Source organism: Pseudoalteromonas sp. 20-92, from assembly GCF_030847595.1.
GTDB lineage: Bacteria > Pseudomonadota > Gammaproteobacteria > Enterobacterales > Alteromonadaceae > Pseudoalteromonas > Pseudoalteromonas fuliginea.
Genome location: NZ_JANJGQ010000011.1, coordinates 65,471 through 88,910, shown reverse-complemented (window position 1 = coordinate 88,910; position 23,440 = coordinate 65,471). Strand labels below are relative to the sequence as shown.

The following is a 23,440-nucleotide window of genomic DNA, read 5'->3' as shown; positions in this document are numbered from 1 at the left end:
TTTCTTTATGGTTTTTCGAGCGATTGCAATGTTTGCTCTTTATTTTCCCATAAACGATTTAACTCACTTTGAAAGCGAATTCTAAATTCAGAATCACCGGTGTAGTCACCAATAAGCTCTTCGCTTACCGGCCTTACTTCCACGTGTACGTTGATATTTTTTACCTTACCACCAGCAAAATCCATAAAAGTAGGGATGCCATCGGGGTAATGAATTGTGATGTTAACCACTTTAGTAATTTGCTCGCCCATTGCTTGCATTACAAAAGCAATACCGCCCGCTTTTGGTTTTAATAAATGTGGGAACGGGCTATTTTGGCGCGCATGCTTTTGCGTAGTAAAACGAGTGCCTTCAACAAAGTTAACCACACTTACTGGCATCTCTTTGAATTTTTCGCAGGCTTTACGCGTAGTTTCTAAATCTTTACCACGCAGCTTTGGATTCTTTTTTAATTGGCTTTTACTCGTGCGCGTCATAAACGGGAAATCAAGCGCCCACCAACACAAGCCTAAAATGGGCACATAAATAAGCTCCTTTTTTAAAAAGAAGTTTAAAAATGGAATTTTACGATTAAACACGCGCTGTAATACTAAAATATCGACCCAGCTTTGGTGGTTTGCTATTACTAGGTACCAATCTTTTAGTTTTAGTTCTTCAAGGCCAGTTACGTTAAGTTTTGTTGGCGTAAATAACATTTGATTTAAGCTATTAAAAGTCACCCAAATAGTTGCACATTGTTTAGCAACCCAGCTCATTAATTTTTGCAGTGGCTTAATAGGGATAAGCTTTATAAGCCCACAAATAAAAATAGGCACAAACCAAAAGAGTGTGTTTATTGCGTACAAAATAATACTAAGTACACCGCGAATAACTGACATTACTTCTACTTCCTTTAAACATGGCGCAGCAACTAATACTGCGCTTTCAGTTGCTTACAAATTAATCTTCAAAATAGGTATAACCTTCAAGGCCTGCATTAAGCTCAGCTAAATAACCTTGTTTACACTGCGTCGATACATCAAGTTTATTAACTTGGTACGCAAAGTTGTCAGCTAAAATAGCGCTATCATAGTCAACAAACTTTAATACATCCTTAACGCTATCACCTTTTATGGCATTGGTTAACACATAACCTTCGTCGTTAAGCTCTACATGCACCGAATCGGTATCACCAAATAGGTTATGTAAATCACCTAAAATCTCTTGATATGCGCCCACCATAAACATCGCAATATGGTATTGCTCGCCATGTTTATATTCTGGAATGGGTAAGCTAGTTTCGATACCAGCACCTTCAACGTATTCACGGATTTGCCCATCAGAGTCACAGGTAATATCTTGAATAATCGCACGTTGAGTCAATGGCTGAGTTAAATTTTCGATTGGCATAACCGGAAACAACTGCTGAATACCCCATACATCAGGCAATGACTGAAATAATGAAAAGTTAACAAAGAGTTTATCAGCCAACTTTTCGTTTAAATCGTCGAGCACTTCACGGTGCGCGCGCGCGTTATTACTAAGCGATGCACGTACACGATGTAAAATAGTAAAATAAAGCTGCTCTATTTTTGCCCACTCTAGCATGCTTACTAAGCCATGCACGTACTGATCGTGCGCTTCGCTAAATAAGTGCATAGCGTCGTGATAAATCTCTAATGCCATACGCGGGTTTAAACGCTGTAAACACTGCCACATTTCATCAAGCACTAATGCGCTATTTTCAAGCGGTGGCTCTGGATTTAAATGATTTGGCGCTTTTTCTACGTCAATTACATCGGTAATTAATACCGCATGGTGAGCGGTTAAAGCACGCCCAGATTCGGTGATAATAGCCGGATGCGTAAGGTTATGTTGGTCGCACACCTCTGCAAATGCATTCACTACATTACGCGCGTACTCTTCTACTGTGTAGTTCATTGAACACGCACTGCGCGAGCCAGAGCCCTCGTAATCAACGCCTAAGCCGCCGCCCACATCAACGGTATTTAACGGTACATTTAATTGTGTAAGCTCAGCAAAATGGCGTGCGCATTCACGTAAAGCACGGTGAATATCACGAATGTTGGCAATTTGAGAGCCTATATGAAAATGCACCATTTGCATTAAGTGCAGCTTATTATGCTTTTTCAGTACTTCAACAGCGCTTAATACTTGGCCTGCCGTTAAACCAAACTTGCCTTTTTCGCCACCGGTGTTTTGCCACTTGCCTTTGCCTACTGAGTTTAGGCGAATGCGAATACCAATAGCCGGTTCAATGCCTAGGTTGTCTATTTCTTCAAGTAGTGTGGTCAGTTCTGAAAGCTTTTCTACCACAATTTTTACGCTGTGGCCCATTGCTTGACCAATACACGCTAGGCGTAAAAACTCACTGTCTTTATAGCCGTTACACACTATTGTGATTGGCTCTTTTGCTACACCCAAAATAGCCATAAGTTCTGGCTTTGAGCCTGCTTCTAAGCCAACAAGTCCGCTTGGGTGCGCTAATAGTTTACTTACTACAGAACGCTGCTGATTTACTTTAATTGGATAAACACAGGTGTATTTACCGTTATATTCACGATTTGCTCGCGCTTGCGTAAACGCGTTAGTAAGTGTGTCTACACGATTTTGTAAAATATCGGTAAAGCGTACTAAAACCGGCAACGTTAACCCTTGTTGCTTAAACTGCTCAGTTAATTGCGTTAAAGAAATGGCCGGTTTTGCTTGGTCGCCATCTGGGTAAGCCACCAGTTCGCCTTGTGCGTTAATATCAAAATAACCATCACTCCAATGAGCAACGTTATAAGTGGCGCGTGCTGTTTCTAAACCCCAGGTCATGGCAACTCTTCTTTAGTCAATTAGGTATAAAGGCGCATTTTAATACGTCACTATCCACTAGGCTAACAAAAATTGAACTTTCACTCACTCCTAACTAACTTTATTCGTCAAATCAGTTAAAATGTCATTGAGCAAAACGCCAAGCACTGGCAGAATTGCCCCTTTTTCATACTCAACCTAAAAAGTGTAATAGTAACTATGGCAAATTTAGATCAAAGTAAGTGGTTTACTGAAATTAGCGACCGCGATGGCAGCGCATTTTCATTACGTATTAATAAAAAGTTAGATGAAAAACAGTCTCCTTTTCAAAAGGTAGAAATGTTTGAAACCACAGACTTTGGTAATTTAATGATCATCGACGGGTGTACTATGGTAACAACCCGCGAAAACTTCTTTTACCATGAGATGATCAGCCACCCTGCACTTTTAGCGCACCCAAACCCTAAAAACGTCGTTATTATTGGCGGCGGCGACTGCGGTACTTTACGCGAAGTATTAAAACACCCAGGCGTAGAAACTGTAACGCAAATAGATATAGACGAAGTAGTTACGCAAATGTCGTTAAAGTACTTCCCAGAGCTTTGTGAATCTAACAACGACGCCCGTGCAACGGTTATGTTTGACGACGGTATTAAATACATGCGCGAAGCCGCTGGCGAATCTATCGACGTGGTTATTGTTGATGGCACCGATCCGGTGGGTCCAGGTGAAGGTTTATTTAACCATGCGTTTTACACAAGCTGTTTAGATGCACTGCGCCCAGGTGGTATTTTAGTACAACAAAGTGAATCGCCACTTATGCATATGCCATTGTTAGTTGAAATGCGCGAAGCAATGCTAAGCGTAGGCTTTAACGATTTACAAACACTGCCATTCCCACAACCAATTTACCCAAGCGGTTTATGGTCGGTAACACTTGCACGTAAATCACAAGCATTTGACGGTTTCAGAGAAGACGGCGCAGCACAAATAGCTGAGCAAAGTGAATACTACAACAGCGGTATTCACCATGGTGCACTCGCTACACCTAACTACATGAAACGCGCATTCGATAAAAAATAGTCCCATTCACTTAGATATAAATTGCATTAAAAAGGGGCCCTAATAGGCCCCTGATTGTTTTAATAGCTCACTGTTTAAACTTTAAAACGATGCACTAAACGATTTAACTCATCGGTTAATTGTTCCATTTTTTTAGATACATCTTCAGTTGTTCGTGCAAGTGCAACACCTTCAACAGTTTGATCATTTAGTGATGATAAATTTTGACTTATTTCGTCGGCGACCGTAGTTTGCTCTTCTGTAGCCTGCGCTGTTTGCATTGCCATATCGTTCACTTTAGTTGACGAGCTTTGCATTGCATTAAGTACATCATTAGTTTGAGTAAATGACCCCACAGCATCATCAGCAAACTGCTTTCCTTCATCAATTGCTTTTATAGATTGCTCAACACTTGTCGCAAAGTGCTCAATCATTTGTTGAATATCGTTAGTGCTGACCTGTGTACGTGTTGCAAGCGTTCTGACTTCATCAGCAACAACAGCAAACCCTCGGCCATATTCGCCAGCACGTGCTGCTTCAATTGCCGCGTTTAATGCTAATAGATTGGTTTGCTCCGCAATAGCACGAATAACCTCTAATACTTTGGCTATGTTATCTGAACTTTGTTGTAGTTCAGTTGAGCGCGCCATCGCCTGATCCATATTTTGTGAAAGAGAAACAATACGAGCGCTCGAATTAGCAACGGCAGTTAAACCTTGTTGCGCCAAATTTAAAGAGTTATCAGCCTCACTCGAAGATTGTTGAGCAACTCCTGCAACTTCTCTACTTGCTACACTCATTTCATGTACAGCACTGACTATAGACTCAGAAGCCTGACCTAAAGCTTGGTTTACACTGTTATTTTGATTCGCAACCTTACTTAGCTCTGCACCTAGCGTATTTAGTTCTTTTGATTGCTCTAAAATATCGCGAATGAGCTGCTGTAAATTATCTAAAAAGCCATTAAAACTAGTAGCAAGATCTGCAAACTCATCTTGAGATGTTACTTGTATACGCCCCGTTAAATCACCATCCCCCGATGCAATATCATTAATACGTTCTGTAACATAATTAATTTGTTGCGTTAACTGTTTAGGTATTATGTAGCTAAACCAAACGGCTATTAATAAAATAATTATAACGAAAACTAACATCATCAACTTAGTCGACTCTATTTTTTCGGATAATTTATTAATTTCTTGTTCGGAAGTTTTTTCAGCTAACTCTCCAGCGCGGTCAAGCCTTACTCTTAAATCAGCAAATGTCTGTTCCGATTCAAACTGCTTTGCCTCACTCTTATCAGCCATATGAGCGTTAGAGGCATTATGCCAAGCATTAAAAGTAGCATCAAAACTTCTAAATTCATTTTTGATTTCTGGGTAATCCGTGAGAAGATCCAAATACTGCTTTAATTTTTGTATTACTTGCGCTGCATTTTCTTTGTGTTCTGCCTTATATTTTTCAATATTATTAGTATGCGTAACAAGATTTAGCTCTGCGACCTTAGCTTGATATAAGTCACGATCCGCATTTAATGCGAGTGAAGTTGCCTTAATAAATTTTTCAGATTGCACATCCAATGCATTTTTTTGTAGATTAATTAAATGGGTGTAGCCAATAATTAACGACAATACTGCAATTCCTAAAATCACTATAGGAAAAGAAACTTTAACGCGAATACTATGCAAATTCATTTATCACTCCTGACGGGATTACACACTATAACTAAATTTTAAAAAGGCAACACATGCATTAAATTTATAATTTCCATTGCATATTAAGCATTACTTGCTGTTGTGAAATAGACTGTTTAAAGCCAATTGCAGCTCTATTTTCAACTACACTTTTAAGAGTAGCCCCTTCAACACCTATTTGTAACTTTTCGCTCAACTGATAACGCCATGTTGCAGTTAGACCTTCACCATGACTGCCATTAGGGTCAAATACAGTGGTATCGTTATCTGTAACTTTAAAATAATCATAACGCAACGATACTCTGTGCTTACCTTCTTTATGACTCATCATTAAATAATGACTATAGTATGTATTGTCTATTAACGCATTATATCCCATTTCAGTTTTACCACTTAATACTTGCGCAATGAGGCGTGTTTTTTTATTTAACTTATAGAGCCATGCGGCGCTGGTAAACCGAGTATCCCACGCATATTGTCCTGAGCTAATATTAAGTTTGGTCGGATCGCCATTGTTATCATAATAATAAATTCGAAATTGTGATTGTTTTAAGTAATCCCAGTGCATACCCACATAATAACCAAAGCGACCATCCACCTCTTCAAACGGTAATACTTGGTTAGCTTGCCAACGTAATTGGGATTCATTTAATGCTGCTATAGGTGCAAACCTGACGCCTTCGTTAAATGTTGTTTGCCTGTCATGTAATGCAAAACCACGCCATGCGAGCAATGTACCTGCCGGGTCATTTCCTTTAAATGTAGCTCCTATAACACTAAAGCCATGTGCACTATTAAAACGCTTTGCAGGTCGCTTTATAGTAACCTCAACTCCGACAGTACGTAGTTCTTCACCAATCCAACTATTAATTGCTGAATTTGTATAATTATATGGCGACGTCCAGCCAATATCTGGGTTTTCTAAAGACATTAATGGATAAAAGCCACCTACACGTACATGCCATTTATAGTTACTGTTAGATAACGGTTGGTACTTTATGTAAGCTTGCGTTAAACCTAAAGCCACATCAGGGTCTTGATTTATATTCAGTACACCATGAGCCGACCAACTAGATGCTAAATCAACATTAAAATCTAAAATACCTTGTGATAAAATAAGCTCATCGCTTTTAGCATCGTGCCGATACAATCCAATACCGCCCTCTTGAAAACTAAGCGTATCATCACCTTGCACTGCTCTAACTTGTATTAAGCCTTTTACCTGTGCACTTAGCGCACCACTAAAAAATACAATACAATACAGCAGTGTCAGCTTTAGTAAGTTATTAGTAATCATCGAATTCGTCCGTGGCAAAATCAATCTGTTCGGTTATAGTTTGCTTTATTTTATAAGTAAGTGGGGCTGAATTTACAGTTACACTCTCTGATTCAACATTACTAATATCACCAAATCCTGAATGCCATACATTGAGAGTGTATTCTCCTAAAGGTGCTGCTAAATCAACCTTTCCTGTTATATCGGTAATAGCAAAAATAGTGCTATCAACCACAACGATATAACCCAGCATCCAATCATGAATATTACACCCAAGCTCTACAACACCGGTTTGCTCAAACACCAAGGGCGCTTTAGGTTGTTCTTTATATAGCTTTAATTCGAATGTTTTAGCCTTAGAAAACGAATACACATGATGCATAATAGAATCTGCATTTGGAAACTCCACTTTAGCGTTTTGCGGTACAACTAAAATGCGTGGTGTAAACTCTCTGTTTTTTTGACTCATTGCATAAGGCGCATCCGGTGCAATGATTGCTTCTGAAGTGTTTTTTGCAGTTAGCCACACGACGGCATTCGCCATTGGTTCATCTTTTGTATTTTTAATTGTTATTTGAATTGCCGCTGCTTGCCAACTTAAAACCATTGATATTATAAAAATTAAATACTTAATCATTCGCTTACCATTCTTATTTTCAACTTATTTATATTATAGACCGGTTAGATTACTTATTTCTTTCTATTTTTTATAACATTGAATACGTATGTAGAAGTTCGTATTCCTTAATAACTGCCTTTATGCTGGTTAATTCATACTGGCATACCAAGGATCTCATAATGAGAACATCAACACTTTTACTTTTAGCTTTTTCGAGCAGTTGTTTTGCTCAAACAGCGACGTTGCAATCTCCTAATGGCAATATAAAAATAACTATATCAGACGAACTAAATACTCCAACATATTCTATTGATTTTAAAAACAGACCAGTAATAACAAGCTCCGCTCTAGGGTTTGAATTTAAACAACAAGCACCTTTTAGCGAAGGCTTTAAAATAGCAAAAACCCAAAAACAAACCGTTAATACTCAATGGCAGCTGCCTTGGGGTGAGCGCCAAACAGTGACTGATAAGCATAATGAAGTTGCCGTAACATTTAATAAATCACAGCCTCAAGGTGGTACTTTCACCGTAAAATTTAGAGCCTTTAATAATGGTATTGGCTTTAGGTACGAAGTGCCTGAACAAATAGGTTTCGAAAAAACAGAAATAACCAAAGAGCTTACCGAGTTTGCAATAGCCGACAGTAGCAATGCAACAGCATGGTGGATACCTGCTCGTGGTTGGAACCGTTATGAGTATGTTTATAACACCACCCCGCTTAATGACGCAGCTTTAGTGCACACTCCATTTACCTTTAAAAATAAAGATGGCATACATTTAAGTATTCACGAAGCTGCACTTGTTGATTACGCCGCCATGGTGCTTAATCAGCGTCGCCCTGGTACATTTCAGGCAGATTTAACACCTTGGTCAGACGGTATTGCAGTTAAAAAACAAGGCGCATTCAATACCCCGTGGCGTACAATCCAAATGGGCGAACATGCTGTTGATTTAGTTAATTCGGATATTATTTTAAATTTAAACGAGCCAAATAAGCTCGACGATGTATCGTGGATTAAACCTGGTAAATACGTCGGTATTTGGTGGGGAATGCACATAGAAACACAAACGTGGGGGAGCGGCGAAAAACACGGAGCAACCACAAAAACAACTAAATACTATATGGATTTTGCAGCACAACACGGTTTTGATGGCGTATTAGTTGAAGGCTGGAATATTGGCTGGGATGGTGATTGGTATTTTAATGGCGATGTATTTAATTTTACAAAACCTTATGACGATTTTGATATTGCAACACTTGCACAATATGGCAAAGAAAAAGGCGTTCAGCTCATTGGTCATCACGAAACGTCAGGTAATGTGAGCAACTATCGTGATCAAATGGAAGACGCCTTTGCTCTTTACGAAAAATTAAACGTAAGCCAGGTAAAAACAGGTTACGTAGCTGATGGCGGGAATATTAAACGCATAGATGAAAACGGCATAGCTCGTCATGAATGGCACGACGGCCAGTTTATGGTTAACGAGTATCTTTACAACATAAAACTTGCCGCAAAGCATAAAATTAGTATAAATACCCACGAGCCGATTAAAGATACGGGCCTGCGCCGTACCTACCCCAATTGGATTGCGCGTGAAGGCGCACGTGGACAAGAATTTAACGCATGGGGCTCCCCGCCTAACCCACCTGAACACATACCAATGCTTGCCTTTACCCGCATGCTTGCAGGCCCAATGGACTTTACACCTGGTATTTTTGATATGAGCTTTAATGGCTTAGGTGATGACACAAATCGCCCACAAACTACACTTGCCAAACAGCTGGCGCTTTATGTTGTTTTGTATAGCCCAATTCAAATGGCGGCCGACTTACCTAAAAATTACTTAGCGAAGCCCGACGCATTTCAATTTATCCAAGATGTTCCCACCGATTGGCAGCAAAGTATTGCCCTAGATGGCGAAGTAGGAGACTTTATTGTATTTGCCCGCAAAGAGCGTAAAAGTGGTAAATACTCAGGAAACGATTGGTACTTGGGTGCCGTTACCGATGAAAAAGCCCGTACGATTAAAGTAAAACTCGATTTTTTAGAGCAAGGCAAAAAATTTGAAGCACAAATTTATAAAGACGGTGAAAATGCCGAGTGGAAAAATAACCCATACGATTTAACTATCGAGAAACGTATTGTAACTGCAAACGATAAGCTTACTTTAAAACTAGCAACAAGTGGTGGTACAGCAATTCGCTTTAAAGCACTTTAAATAACACAAAAAATATACCAAGTAACCTGGGCTATTGGCTTTTCAAGATTGAAATTCAACCCAGATGCTATTTAATCGCGGTGCGAAGCTTGTAACTTAAATGGCAGCGTGCACTTACTTGGTATTTATGAGGGATAACCATGTACATTAGGCGCAGCCTTGCCTACAAACCAAACACACACTTTTTAAATAACCCTTTGTCAGCCTCACCTATTCTTTTTTAGATATGCTATTTGCTGTAATACTCTGTAATAGATTTCTTTAGCTGCATCATCTACCTTTATCAATAATTCCACATAAAAAAATTAGTATTGGATAACAATAATCCTAAGTTGCAGCTAAAACGAAGAAAAACATAAAAAGTGGTTACTCATACAGCTTAGGCATTTAATACCTATTTCTTGCAATCTCGATTGCCAATCTCACAGCATTCCGAATGCAATATTGAAAACAAATAACAACGGTAGTTTTATTCTTTTTTTCGTAAAAATCACGCAGCTGAAATTAATAAAAATACAATATTTTCTCAAAACCAAATTATATCTCAATAGCTTAAAAGGAATACTTACAATGGCTAAAAAAGAAAATCCAACAAAACCATCAGCTAACAACATACCTTGTTGGTCAGATAATGAAAGTGTTGAACAAGCCTGTAGACGTTTAACTGAGATGTTTGTTGGCCTCGGCCAAGTACCACGTATTGATAAAGGTCAACAACCTGCGCAACGTGCCGTTTTTAGAAAGCAACATGGCATCGCATACGGTAAGTTTAAAATTAATCCAGACATAGACCCGCAATTCAAAATTGGTATTTTTTCTAAAAGTGAATATGAATGCGCCATACGTTTTTCGAGTGATACCACTCCTTCCTCCCCCGATTTACACAGCACACTTGGTTTAGCAATGAAGTTGTTTGCGGTCAATGGAGATAAATTAATTGGTGAAAGCAATACCGCTGATTTTATTTTTCAAAATATGGATCGTTTTTTCACTAAAAATGCGCAACAGATGTGCCAATTTACAACAGCAGGTGTGATTGATAAAGATTATGATGCTTACCTAAATGACCCTAAAAATAGTGACGTTGCTAACATCCTAAACGACATGCAAAAAGTTGAATCGAGCTGCTTAAGTGCCAAATATTGGGCTATTTTGCCATTCAAGCTAGGTGATCAACAAATTGTTAAATATCGCTTAGTTCCTGAAGAGAGTGAAGTCGGCGCGCCATGCGTTGATAACAATTACCTTGCTTTAGATTTACAGCGACGATTACGAGAAGGGAGTGCTAAATTCCGATTTGAGGTACAACTACGTACAAATCCAGAAACAATGCCACTCGATGACGCTCAAGCAGTATGGAGCACTCAACAAAGTCCTTATGTGTGTATTGCTCGTCTACATCTAGCACAACAAAATATTACAGCAATTGGCCAAGCCGAACTTGGTAGTAACTTGGCATTTAATATTTGGCGTACTTTAGCCGCCCATGAACCACTTGGCAGTATCGCACTTGCACGAAAGTCAGCCTATGCAGCCAGTGCAAAAGCACGTCACACAGCTAACGGACAACAGCTACAAGAGCCAACTAAATTAACTAACTTCAATCCAGAACAAGCACAAGAAGCGGATTCTGAATGTATTGTTTATGCCGGAATTTACCCTCCTATTGGCGTAATGCGCGTTGGCAACAGCAAGGACGATTATTTTATTGGTCCGCAGCAACCTCAACCAGTTCCCAATAGTGACGAATATGCGTATCGCGATAAAAGCGGTGCACTTAAACGCCAAGCTGCAGAGTTTAGAATTTATGGTTTTAACGCTGCAGGTAAGGCTATAAAAGAGCTTACACTAGATAATGCAGATATCACATGGCACGCCCAACTCGCCAATCAAAAATCATCTTGGTACGAGTTTCAAATTGCTTTAGATATTCCTGAAGCCGCAGACGCTCCACCTTCGCTACTGCGTAATAATAATGTAGCAGACCGAGATAAACTTCATATTAATGGTGGTCAGCGCAAGCTAAGTGGTAAAAACGTAAATAGCAAAAACGAACATAACTTTATTGGTAAGTTTATGGACGAAGATGTCTACTTAGGCGAGATGCGCAGCGATAACCACGGTCGATTAATAATGTTAGGAGGACATGGTGTTGCCCGTAATTTAAAAGGCGATATTGCGGTAACTTTCGCCAACAACGAAGGTTGGTATGACGATATATCCGATGGCCCAATTACTGCCGAGGTTGCTCATAATGGTGTTGCATTAAGAGTTGAACCAGCTTGGGTCATTTGTGCGCCGCCTGATTATGCGCCTATGCAAAAATCAGTTCGTACTATGTGGGATTTAATGCGCGATGTTGCTGTTAATAGTAGCATGCTAGCACGGCCACAACGCCCATCATTCACAGAGGATATTCAACCTATATTTTCTAGGATGACCAATTTACAGTGGGTTAATAGCGGCTTTGCTGGTGCATTCGGCTGGGGTGGTCAATTTGATTATACGACTCCAGAATGGTTGGCAAAACTTAGTGACCCATCACCTGCATATCAAGAGCTCCGCCGGACTTTATCTAATAACTTTCGTCGAACTGATGTATCAGGTGCACAAGCACCTCAACTATGGCCTTGGTTATATGGTGACGCTATTAGCATCCCTCCAACAGGCTCAGTACGCCAGCATGCGACTTTGTCTAATTTACAATTGTCGTTTTTAGACCAGTGGGTAAAAGGTGATTTCATTAATGATTACAAACCACAATCACGCTGCCCTGTGCCAACTCAGCCACCAACTATTGATGACTACCCTGTTGCCGAACAGCCTGAACAGCTAACGCGTGGTGCAATGGAGTTTTGCCTTGCTGATGCATTTCATCCAGGCTGTGAGATGACTTGGCCAATGCGAACGGCCGGAATGTATATGTCTCCATTTCGACTAAAACATGCATTACCTGATACACAAAGTGATCATTGTTATTATGGGCCTATTATGAATCATGATATTTATACTTTAGCAAAAGGCCCTTTGTTTGGTGGCCAAGTAGCAGGAGGGATCACACGTTGGATGGCTATTCCATGGCAAACTGACACGGCCAGTTGTCGCGATGGTTATAGCTCTGAGTATGACCCATTTTTACCCACATTTTGGCCAGCTCGTGTTCCCAATCAAATAATGAATCAACGACGCTATCAACAGGTTCTTGATACATCATTATCTGATAGTACCCGCCAGCAAGCGTTTGCATATAGAACAGATTGGCTTGATGACTTGCCCCTACATGGTAACCCTGCAACCTATACCAACCAAATAAATAGTATGGTTGAGCACTTTGCAGAACTTGCTATTGTACAAACACATACTGGTGCTATTAACGACGAACAATTCCCCAACACTATGCAGGTAGGCATGCTACCTCATAATAAAGCAGGCGAAGGTTTAGTTAACTTAGCCAGTAAAGCAATACAACATAGTAACGTTACTCTCTCTGTAGATTTGACTCATAATCGAAGCAAAGTAGATTTAGGCGTGACCGAAAAAGCCAACCGTTTTCATCGCATCAAAGGACGTTGAAATCGCTATGCCAATGATTAAAAATGAGGACGCAAAAAACAGTGTTGTGATCATTGGTGCTGGCGTGGCTGGATGTATTGCCGCGCTTGCTTTGTGCGATTCTTATAAGGTGACGCTTATCGATAAATCAGCATCTCCTGAAGAACGTATTGGAGAGTGCTTAGCACCCGCAGCAAGACGAATTTTAAAACAACTCAACTTACTAACTGAATTTGAAAGCCGATTAGAAACGGATATTGCACTTCCTCATCATTTGCCTAATGCCGGAATGCAAATAAGTTGGGGTCAAGAAGCCCTGCACATTGCAGATAACCTCAATAACCCTGATGGTTTCGGCTGGCGACTAGACCGAAAAAGGTTTGAGTTGTTTTTACGTGAAAAAGCCCAACAGCGAGGCGTAGAATGCATTTGGCCCGCTAAATTAATTAACAGTCAATACAAAGAAAACTCTTGGCATATTACACTTATAAATTCAGACTTAAATGAAGATCAGGAAGTAAGCATAGTATGTCCATTCGTTATTGATGCAACTGGTCGCCAAGCACATTTTGCCAAAAAGTATACCGATCGCCAGCAAAGTGATCGCCTCATATCATGCTGGGCAACTTTAGATGACAATAGCGAAAATAAACTGGGCAATATTCACTCAACTAATAATGGTTGGTGGTACAGTGCTCCACTTCCAAACCAGCGGCGTGTTTTAGCCTTCCAAACTGATTCAGACCTAATGCCTAAGGGGCTGCATCGCGATCCAGCATACTTTATTAAGTATGCTCAACAACACTCATCACTCGCAAAATTACTAAATGACAATCAAAAAACGCTAAATTTACAGGGCATTGTAAGTGCTAACTCAACACGTTTGAACAACTTTTCAGGTCAACAATGGGCCGCATTAGGTGATGCAGCTATAAGCTTTGATCCCTTGTCATCACAAGGAATTTTTAACGCAATGGCAAATGCGATGCAACTCGCATTACTGCTTAAAAAATCAAATATACTAAACATTATCGACAATGATATACAACAGCACTTTAACAAAACTTACCAACAGCAAATAGAGCAAATATGGCGTCATTATTTACACCATCAACATTTCTTTTATAACCAAGAACAGCGCTGGTCTAAAATGCCTTTTTGGCAACGCAGACATCAATATAAAGCATAACCATGATTATTTTTACGCTAGAGTGTTGATCTTTCATGACTAAAGCTACTTTAGCTAGGGGTGATTTAGTTATCGCAGGAAGTTTGCAACCTAGTGGGCTAAGTAAAAGTAAACCGTCTCTAGGGCAAACCCAAAGGGCTGAGCATGTTTGGCATTTATGGGGAGTAAAAATATATATTAGCTATCCAATGCTAATAATTTTTCTAACTACTCGAATAATTACAAATCAAGTAGCTATAAAAAGTAAGGTCACTATTTAATCTTCGTAATACCAATCTGCTTAATTAAGTAAGCTATTTTGAGGTAAGAAAACAGTGTCGATAATAAGGCAAAAATTCGTTATTTAGTTGTTCTATATAAGAAATATTTAACACAGTTAGCGTCAAGTTTAAGCTCTCAAATTGCTCAAAGATTATTACGAATTGGTATTAATGTATTAATGATGTAACAGCTCAAAAGCATGCTAAGAAGCGATACAAACACTCTATTTTGCTCCATTATAAAAAACACTACGAAAAAGCTGTATACAATACCCTAATAAAAACGATTAATGCCTGACCGTACATAGCACATGTATTTTGAAATATGTGGAGGTAATCATATGGCTTATACCTTGTAAGTCTATTTGGTATTAAACACTTAGTTTACAGTTAGTAACTACACAGCTATTCGCTTTAAACAGCTTGGTTAGTTACTTTTATAGGCAAGTATATTTGCGCACTTAGCCCGCCTTCGGGACGATTTTCAAGCATCACTTTTCCATCGTGCATATCTACTATACGCTTGATAATTGCCAGCCCTAAACCACTGCCTTCGCTCCCTCGAGCAGCATCACCTTGCTTAAATGGTTCGAACACGGACTCTAACTCACTTTCAGGAATGCCGGGGCCATTATCGTTTACTGCAATAACGACATATTTTTTATTTGGACTAAAATAACTAAGTACTTCTATATCATCTTGTGAATAACGCAGCGCATTACCAATCATGTTTGTTATTACACGCTTAATAGCCACAGAGCTTAGCGGTATATTGCCAATACTTGGGTTCTCTTTAAACGTAATTACACGTTGATGCTTTAGCTCCGAATGAATAACTTCAGCCACCAGTGCATTTATATTTTCACAGGTTAGTTCTTCACGCTTATGATGGCGTAAGTACTCGATAAATTGGTCGATAATACCGTTCATGTCTTCAATATCGTAAATAATACCTTCGCGTAAGTACTCATCAGCTTCAGCCATCATTTCAGTCGCTAAACGAATGCGTGTAAGCGGCGTGCGTAAATCATGTGACACACCAGCCATTAATAAACGGCGGTCATTCTCTAGTGCAGCAATACCCCGCGACATCTGATTAAACGCGCGCGTTACTTCTATCACTTCTGTTGAACCTTCCTCTGCTAACTTAGTAGTAAAATCACCTTTACCAACTTTTATTGCAGCTTGCTGTAACGCTTTAAGCGGCCTATTGAGGTGCCTTGCAAACAACCACCCACCTAACACACTTAAAAATCCGATGCTTGATAAATAAAAAGTTAAAAATTCTAAATTATTCTCTTGGAAACCAGTTAACGGTACTTTAACCCAGTAACCTGGAGCTTGGGGGGCTTCGACCCAATATATGAGTGGACCAGTTTGGCTAATGCGCACACGCGAGAAGCCATTTAACTGTTTCGTCATACTGCGCGATAACCCCGAATACTCACGAGTTTGCCCTAACCCATTACGCATTGCCTCACGTTGAGTCATTACTTCAATTCCAGTGATTTCAAAAAACTTTTCTGAAACCTCGTCGTTTATCTCAATGCCGTCTTCCCAATCTATAAATACAGTTTTTATTTGCTTTGCGAGCATTAAATTTACTTGCTCAATTGTAGGCTTTACAACATATAAGCTTACTGTAACGTAAGACACTATTTGGTTTATTAGTAATAATGCGGCTACCAAAAAAACCGTTTGTCCAAACGCACTACGCGGAAAAAATCCCATATAAATTACTTTTCACCATCAGGAACAAATACATACCCCAAACCCCATACGGTTTGAATATAACGCGGATTGGCAGCATCAATTTCAATCATGCGTCGAAGTCGCGACACTTGCACATCAATACTTCGCTCAAGCGCACTGTAATCACGCCCACGCGCTAAGTTCATTAGCTTATCGCGGCTAAGTGGCTCTCGTGGATGCGAAACAAGCGCTTTAAGCACTGCAAACTCACCACTGGTAAGCGATATTGTTTTGTCCCCTTCACTCATTTCGCGCGTTGCTAAATTAAGGGTGAATTTACCAAATGCGATCAAGTTTTCTTCAGCAGCAGGGGCGCCTGGCACTTCTTTTGCGCGGCGGCGTAAAATAGCTTTAATACGCGCAAGTAATTCCCGTGGATTAAATGGTTTTGGGATGTAATCGTCAGCACCGAGCTCTAAACCTATAATTCGATCTACTTCATCGCCTTTAGCGGTGAGCATAACAATAGGGATTTCGTTTTCTTTTTGGCGTAACCTACGACAAATTGACAATCCATCTTCACCTGGAAGCATTAAATCGAGAACCATTAGATGAAAATTTTCACGCTCAAGGAGTCTGTCCATTTGCTCCGAATTTCCTGCGGTTCTAACAATAAAGCCTTGCTCTACTAAGTAACGTTCGAGCAAACTGCGTAAGCGCATATCGTCATCAACAACTAATACTTTTGTGGTCTCGTGTCCCATAATCTCTTTCTTATTTTTATATCCAATTATTAGTTAATATAAATGAAAAACTGAATAATCAAAAACTAATTACTTGCTTAGATTGTTACTGAACATTTCAAAGCTTACTTGCTCGTACTTTATTACATTTTACGCTCGACAAGTTTTGGCAAATTTAATAACGTGCACACCATTAGAGTTAATAAAGAATTCACCATGAAAACAAATTTAGTTACCCGCGAAGGTTACTTACAATTACAACAAGAACACGACCAACTATGGAACGTTAAACGCCCAGAAGTAACAAAAATAGTCAGCTGGGCGGCCAGTCTCGGAGATCGCTCTGAGAACGCTGACTATCAATATAACAAGCGTTTGCTACGCCAAATTGACCGTCGTGTACGCTATTTACGCAAACGCATACCTGATTTAAAAATCATCGACTACTCTCCCGTTCAAGATGGAAAAGTGTTTTTTGGTGCATGGGTCGAAATTGAAAACGAAGAAGGTGAAACTAAAAAATTCAGAATTGTCGGACCTGATGAAATTTACGACCGAAAAGATTACATATCAATAGACTCACCTATGGCGCGTGCATTGATTAAAAAGCAAGTAGATGACGACTTTGAAGTACCTACTCCTCAGGGTAAAAAGCAATGGTATGTAAACAGTATTGATTACCAAAAAAAGAAATAAAAAGTTTTGATTCAGATCATGTTAACTTTTGATTGTGTAAATTAGGTCAATAAGCTATAAATGAATTATTCAAGTTGATTTGTTTAATTTGAAAGCAGTTAATTAAGGTCGTGGGTATGTCAAACATAGTACAGCGCATATTAAATAATGCCGTATTGTTTGCACTTTTAATGAGTGTAAGTTTGACTCTGCATGCCAATAACACTGAAGTAAACCTTGATAACGCTAAACTATCTAATCACTTTATTGCTTGTGATATTCCTGACCAGGCAAACCTCGATTTTGACGTAGACTCTCACGTTAATACTATTACCTTTAGGTCGCCTCAACCACTTCCTAATGTCGTAGATTCTTTTTATAAGAGCACTAATCTAAACAGACCTTTTAGCACTGCGTACCAACGCGGACCACCTAGCTATTTAATTTAATTCATTATTTTACAACTTAATTAAATTTTATAACGACTAAGGTGACTACTATGTCTAACTTTAAAGAATTACGTACTCAAAGCATTTCTCACGGCGTTATTGCAAGCACATTTGCAGATGACCAACCATTAATTGATTTAGCCTCTCCGGCATTAAAAGTGGTAAATAATTTCACTCAAAAAACACCTGTCCGCGCCCAGTATGAAACAACAATTGAAGCAGCACTAAAACAGATTAGCGCTCAACAATCTGATTTTGTCTTAGTAACGGACGACAACCAAAAATTAATTGGAATAGTTTCAAGTGCTGATTTACAAAGCTCAAAAATCACGATTATTGCCCAGCGTTTAAATACACCGCGTAATGAAGTTAGCTTACGCCACATAATGACACCAATAAGTCAGTTAATGAGTGTAAGTATGCAAAGCTTAAGCTACGCATGTATTGGTGATGCGTTGCAAACAATGGAGCATCAAGGGGTGATGTTTTTATTAGTGACTACAACTGACAATGAAATTTGCGGTTTAATCTCAGCACGTCAAATTACTAAAGCGCTACATATCCCTCTGCATATTACCCCCATAGCTAATTCATTCAGTGAAGTATTAGAAAACATAGAGCACCCTCACTAGGGGCTCTTTTAAGGCTATAATTACCCAATCAAGCCAACCATCTTAAAGCAAGGAAAATAGCTTGCTTTAAGAGCTTTTTATTACAACCTCGTGTGATATTATTCAAGCAATTAGTCGTATCAGTTAACTTACTAACTGGTCTTATTTTTGTTTAAAAAGGTTTTTGCATGAGCGATATCTCTGCACGTTTAGCCGGTGAGCTAAATGCACAACAACAGCAAGTTGTTGCTGCAACAAAGTTACTTGATGAAGGTGCAACTGTGCCTTTTATTGCTCGTTATAGAAAGGAAGTAACCGGTGGCTTAGATGACACCCAATTACGCCTTTTAGAACAGCGTTTATCATATTTACGTGAACTAGAAGAACGCCGCAGCTTTATTTTATCAACCATCGAATCTCAAAATAAATTAACAGCAGAGTTAAAGGCAGATATTAGTACTGCGCAAAGCAAAACTGAACTTGAAGATTTATATCTCCCGTATAAAGCGAAGCGCCGTACTAAAGGCCAAATAGCAATTGAGGCCGGATTAGAGCCACTTGCTGATGCACTGTTTAAAAATGCTAACCTTGATCCTGAACAACAAGCTGAACAGTTTATAAATATCGAAAAAGGCTTTGCTGATATAAAGGCAGTGCTTGAAGGTGCTAAGTTTATTTTAATGGAGCGCTTTGCTGAAGACGCAAAACTACTTGCTAAATTTAGAAGCCACATTAGCCAAAATGGCGCAATTCAAAGTACCGTTATTAAAGGCCAAGAACAAGCTGGCACTAAATACCGTGATTACTTTGAACACCAAGAGCTTCTAAAAAAAGTACCTTCGCATCGCGCACTTGCAATGCTGAGAGCTCGAAATGAAGGTGTACTTCAGTTAAATGTTAACCCTGAGCCTAGTGCTGAAAATTCAGCGCAACTTTGTGCCAACATGATTGCTGAGCATTACCGTTTAGATATTAAATATAAAGCGGCAAGTCCTTGGTTATTAAACGTTGTGCAATGGGCGTGGAAAATTAAATTAGGGCTGCATTTAGAAAACGAATTTTTTGCAGCCATGCGCGAAAAAGCAGAAGCTGGTGCAATCGACGTATTTGCTAAAAACTTAAAAGATTTATTAATGGCAGCACCTGCAGGCCCTCGTACTACTTTAGGTCTTGATCCAGGCCTTCGAACTGGCTGTAAGATTGCCGTTGTTGATAGCACAGGTAAATTACTAGCTACACAAACTATTTTCCCTCATGCACCACAAAATCATTGGGATAAATCAGTGCGTACGTTAGAGCAACTTTGTCGTCAGCATAAAGTTGAGCTAATTGCGATTGGTAACGGTACTGCATCACGCGAGTCAGATAAGTTAGTTGCTGAAATTATCAAAGCAAACAGCGAACTTAAACTTAGTAAAATTATGGTTAGCGAAGCGGGTGCATCGGTTTACTCAGCTTCTGAATTTGCAGCTAATGAATTTCCAGATTTAGATGTTTCTATACGAGGCGCTGTTTCTATTGCGCGCCGCCTACAAGATCCTCTTGCTGAACTTGTTAAAATTGAGCCAAAATCAATTGGTGTTGGCCAATACCAACACGATGTATCGCAAAGCCAATTAGGCCAAAGCCTTATCTCCGTTGTTGAAGACTGTGTAAATTCAGTAGGCGTAGATTTAAACATGGCATCGGTACCGCTACTTACACGCGTATCTGGTTTGAACAAAACATTAGCGCAAAATATCGTTAATTATCGCGATGCTAACGGCACATTTACTAAACGTAGTGAGCTTAAAAAGGTTGAGCGTTTAGGGCCAAAAGCATTTGAACAAGCGGCTGGTTTTTTACGTATTAACAATGGTAGCGATCCGCTAGATAACTCATCAGTTCACCCTGAAGCTTATCCTGTTGTTAAACGTATTTGTGAACGCAATAGCGTCGATGTCAGTAACCTAATTGGTAACAGCGACTTTTTAACTAAACTTGCTGCTAACGATTACACTGACGAAAAATTTGGCTTACCAACCGTTACCGACATTATTACTGAGCTTGATAAACCAGGTCGAGATCCTCGTCCTGAATTTAAAACAGCTGAGTTTAAAGCCGGTGTTGAAAAAATTAGTGATTTAAAACCAGGTATGATTTTAGAAGGCGTGGTTTCAAACGTTGCTAATTTTGGTGCGTTTGTTGATGTAGGTGTTCACCAAGATGGTTTAGTGCATATTTCAGCAATCACGAATAAATTTATATCAGATCCGCGTGAAGTTGTTAAAGCTGGTGATATTGTAAAGGTTAAAGTAGTTGAGGTAGACGCTGCACGTAAGCGCATAAGCTTTACTATGCGCTTAGATGACGAAATTGACACAAGTAATAAGTCAGCAGCTCCAGCTACGCAAAAGCCACAAACTCGTGCTGCAAAGCCTAAACGTGACAATGGTAATGCGTTAATGGGTAATGCATTTGCCGATGCGTTCGCTAATGCTAAAGTAAAAAAATAATAGTTGTACAGCTAAGCTAAAACGAAAAAAACCGCGTAAGCGGTTTTTTTGTGGTTATGTTTTGCTAGATTATTAACTTAACGCTGAAAAACTACTTTGGCTCGCTGGCGATGTCGCCATTTGATAAAAGTTAGCAATACGCCCTGCACGTGCCTCAACATCGGCATCACGTGTTTGCTCGTCACTTTTAGCTGTTTTTGTATCGCTGCTTTCATCGCTAGAGAATGAAGCTTCAAGTTTACTTTTTGCGTCTTCGTCATCTTCTTTTTCAGGTTGTGCAAGCTCAGCCTGAGCCGCTGCTAGCTTTTGCGTAGCATCTGCAGCAATAGAGCGATCAGCTCCCGAAGGCTCAGCAGGTGCTAATGCAGCAGCGCGCACCGTTTGCATTTTATCAATCGTCGCTTGTGGGTCGCCGGGTATTTCTGATACATCAATTTGTACTTCTCCGCCAACTGCGTAATTAGTACCATCGGGCCCGCGTTGATATTCATAACTTGGCGAACCTGCATGTTGTCCACCTACAGAGGCATGCGCTTGTTCGTGTATTCTGACTTCGGTATCTCGAGCCTTTAGCTCTTTAATTTGTAGCTGTTCTTGCTCTAATTGCAGCTCTTCTTGCTCTAATTCTTGTTGCTCACTTGCTTCGTTTTCTTGTTCAGAGCCTTCAGGGTTTTCTGAGTTTTCATCGCGTTGTTGAACTGATTTTTCGTCTGTTGTTTTTCCCGTTGCATCATATGTTACGCTATCACTTCCACCTGGCAACTTCGCTTTTTCAGCGTCACTTTGGGCTTTAGTTTCGGTATTACTTGCGCTACTTGATGCTGGTGCAGGAATGACTTCGCGTAGTTGGTTGTCACGTCGTGCAGTTTCCGTATAAACATTTGCTGTGTTTATATTAATAGATGGAAATGGCGTGACAATATTCATAATATTAAACTTTAATATCGATTAACGTGCCAAGTACATCATCGGCGGTTTGGATTGACTGCGTGTTTGCCTTAGCGTTAAACTCTTCAACTTTTAAATTAACAAGTGCTTCATCAACACGGGCTGGTTGTGCTACTGGTGCTGTAATAGCTTCTTCAGGGCGTGCTGCCGTAAGCTGACGTTGCTGCGCTAACTGCGCGTCGTCTTGCTGTTCAATATTGGCACGATTAATCTCAGCACTGGCCTTTTCGATACCTTGGCTAGCACGATTAAATCCTTCAACACCGTTATTAAATACAGATCCGATTGGCATATTAAAACCTCCACCAAATTAACATTGCTTAATTATCGCTCAGTTTATGCACAAAATAAAGCTTTAAACTGCGCTATTTTCAGCTCAATTTTAAAGCATTGATTTAACGACAGATAAAAACTCTCTCTTATGAGAAATAAATGGGGCGTGCGATGCTTTATCAAGCACTTCATATTCAAACTCAGTATTTAGTGCTGATATTTCCGCAATCGCTTTATAAGGTACAAGTGCATCTAAACGCCCGAATATACCTTTAATAGAGACCGGGCAACGAGTAAATAACTCACGCAGGTCTTCGCTTTTTAAAATATCCAAACCTGCCATAAGCGCTTCAGTATTTGGTGCGCTGTACTGATTTAGTAATAGTTTAAGTTGCTTTATATCATCCCTTGCCGACTCACTTCCCATCGCTTGAATTGCTAAAAATCGCTCTATCGTTTTTTCTCTATGATTAACTAGTTGGTCTTTAAATTGTTCTAATACTTTGGAATTAATACCAGGCCAATCTATTTGCTCTGCAAAAAATGGCGTTGATGCAACCAATATTACTTTTGACACTTTTTCAGGCCAATGCTTAGCAATATACAGTGCAAATAAGCCACCTAATGACCAGCCCATTAAAATTGATTGTGGTTTTAGTTGTTCACTCAAAAGTGCGGCTGCATCATGGAGTGTATAAGGGCTTGGACAAGCAATACTATTACCAAACCCAGGTAGGTCAAGGCTGCGTACATTCCCTGAATATAAAAATTCAAGCTCTGGCTGAACCAACTGCCATACCCCCTGATTCATTCCCCAACCATGTAATAACACTAATTCGTTTTGCATATTTGCCTAACCTTTACCAAACTTAGGCTTATCA

At 39.7% G+C, this 23,440-nt stretch carries 18 protein-coding genes; 8 read left to right on the top strand and 10 right to left on the bottom strand.

All coding sequences use genetic code 11. The features are described 5' to 3' along the window. Positions 1-5: 5 nt before the first annotated feature. The gene (locus NRL14_RS11540) at positions 6-878 is read right to left on the bottom strand and encodes an acyltransferase (RefSeq protein WP_149613387.1); all 873 of its coding nucleotides are present in this window, start codon (positions 876-878) and stop codon (positions 6-8) included. 61 nt (positions 879-939) lie between these two features. Beyond that, complete coding sequence (gene speA, locus NRL14_RS11535; protein WP_306724711.1) at positions 940-2,820, bottom strand: biosynthetic arginine decarboxylase; 1,881 nt, start codon at positions 2,818-2,820, stop codon at positions 940-942. Positions 2,821-3,018: 198 nt separating this feature from the next. Here speA and speE point away from each other — a divergent pair, with 198 nt between their 5' ends. Beyond that, entirely contained in the window at positions 3,019-3,882 is an 864-nt protein-coding gene (gene speE, locus NRL14_RS11530; protein ID WP_008138747.1) for a polyamine aminopropyltransferase, read from the top strand. A 74-nt stretch (positions 3,883-3,956) separates the two neighbouring features. Here speE and NRL14_RS11525 read toward each other — a convergent pair whose 3' ends face one another. The 3 genes from NRL14_RS11525 to NRL14_RS11515 form a co-directional block, all read right to left on the bottom strand. Beyond that, complete coding sequence (locus NRL14_RS11525) at positions 3,957-5,555, bottom strand: methyl-accepting chemotaxis protein (RefSeq protein ID WP_306724710.1); 1,599 nt, start codon at positions 5,553-5,555, stop codon at positions 3,957-3,959. 64 nt (positions 5,556-5,619) lie between these two features. Next, entirely contained in the window at positions 5,620-6,852 is a 1,233-nt protein-coding gene (locus NRL14_RS11520) for a hypothetical protein (protein WP_306724709.1), read from the bottom strand. Beyond that, positions 6,842-7,468 (bottom strand): methylamine utilization protein, encoded by a 627-nt coding sequence (locus NRL14_RS11515; protein WP_306724708.1) that lies wholly within the window; start codon positions 7,466-7,468, stop codon positions 6,842-6,844. The genes NRL14_RS11520 and NRL14_RS11515 overlap by 11 nt, the downstream gene beginning before the upstream one ends. 161 nt (positions 7,469-7,629) lie before the next feature. Here NRL14_RS11515 and NRL14_RS11510 point away from each other — a divergent pair, with 161 nt between their 5' ends. The 3 genes from NRL14_RS11510 to NRL14_RS11500 all read left to right on the top strand — a co-directional run bounded on the left by NRL14_RS11510 (position 7,630) and on the right by NRL14_RS11500 (position 14,413). Beyond that, positions 7,630-9,672: a glycoside hydrolase family 97 protein gene (locus NRL14_RS11510; RefSeq protein WP_007376429.1), complete on the top strand. Its 2,043-nt coding sequence runs from the start codon at positions 7,630-7,632 to the stop codon at positions 9,670-9,672. A 570-nt stretch (positions 9,673-10,242) separates the two neighbouring features. Then, on the top strand, positions 10,243-13,245 hold the full coding sequence (locus NRL14_RS11505) for a LodA/GoxA family CTQ-dependent oxidase (RefSeq protein WP_306724707.1): 3,003 nt from the start codon (positions 10,243-10,245) through the stop codon (positions 13,243-13,245). Positions 13,246-13,252: 7 nt separating this feature from the next. Then, positions 13,253-14,413, top strand: coding sequence for a tryptophan 7-halogenase (locus NRL14_RS11500; protein ID WP_008138739.1), 1,161 nt, complete (start codon positions 13,253-13,255; stop codon positions 14,411-14,413). Between the two features lie 674 nt (positions 14,414-15,087). Here the strand turns inward: NRL14_RS11500 and envZ are convergent. Both envZ and ompR read right to left on the bottom strand, forming a co-directional pair. Further along, a complete protein-coding gene (gene envZ / locus NRL14_RS11495; RefSeq protein ID WP_007376426.1) occupies positions 15,088-16,404 on the bottom strand; it encodes a two-component system sensor histidine kinase EnvZ in 1,317 nt (438 codons plus the stop codon). Between the two features lie 5 nt (positions 16,405-16,409). Next, the gene (gene ompR / locus NRL14_RS11490; protein WP_007376425.1) at positions 16,410-17,129 is read right to left on the bottom strand and encodes a two-component system response regulator OmpR; all 720 of its coding nucleotides are present in this window, start codon (positions 17,127-17,129) and stop codon (positions 16,410-16,412) included. Positions 17,130-17,324: 195 nt separating this feature from the next. Between ompR and greB the strand changes: the two genes are divergently transcribed. The 4 genes from greB (at position 17,325) to NRL14_RS11470 (ending at position 21,338) form a co-directional block, all read left to right on the top strand. Further along, the gene (greB, locus tag NRL14_RS11485; protein WP_007584978.1) at positions 17,325-17,804 is read left to right on the top strand and encodes a transcription elongation factor GreB; all 480 of its coding nucleotides are present in this window, start codon (positions 17,325-17,327) and stop codon (positions 17,802-17,804) included. 116 nt (positions 17,805-17,920) lie between these two features. Further along, positions 17,921-18,232, top strand: coding sequence for a hypothetical protein (locus tag NRL14_RS11480; protein ID WP_007376423.1), 312 nt, complete (start codon positions 17,921-17,923; stop codon positions 18,230-18,232). Positions 18,233-18,282: 50 nt separating this feature from the next. Next, positions 18,283-18,864, top strand: a complete 582-nt coding sequence (locus NRL14_RS11475) for a CBS domain-containing protein (protein ID WP_007376422.1) — start codon at positions 18,283-18,285, stop codon at positions 18,862-18,864. A 167-nt stretch (positions 18,865-19,031) separates the two neighbouring features. Continuing rightward, positions 19,032-21,338 (top strand): Tex family protein, encoded by a 2,307-nt coding sequence (locus NRL14_RS11470; RefSeq protein WP_306724706.1) that lies wholly within the window; start codon positions 19,032-19,034, stop codon positions 21,336-21,338. A 72-nt stretch (positions 21,339-21,410) separates the two neighbouring features. On the opposite strand, the gene NRL14_RS11465 is transcribed toward NRL14_RS11470, so the two are convergent. From NRL14_RS11465 to bioH, 3 genes are all read right to left on the bottom strand, one after another. After that, positions 21,411-22,265 (bottom strand): putative metalloprotease CJM1_0395 family protein, encoded by an 855-nt coding sequence (locus tag NRL14_RS11465; protein ID WP_007376420.1) that lies wholly within the window; start codon positions 22,263-22,265, stop codon positions 21,411-21,413. A gap of 4 nt (positions 22,266-22,269) precedes the next feature. Then, entirely contained in the window at positions 22,270-22,578 is a 309-nt protein-coding gene (locus tag NRL14_RS11460) for a hypothetical protein (RefSeq protein ID WP_007376419.1), read from the bottom strand. A 90-nt stretch (positions 22,579-22,668) separates the two neighbouring features. After that, on the bottom strand, positions 22,669-23,406 hold the full coding sequence (gene bioH / locus NRL14_RS11455) for a pimeloyl-ACP methyl ester esterase BioH (protein WP_306724705.1): 738 nt from the start codon (positions 23,404-23,406) through the stop codon (positions 22,669-22,671). Positions 23,407-23,440 lie beyond the last annotated feature (34 nt).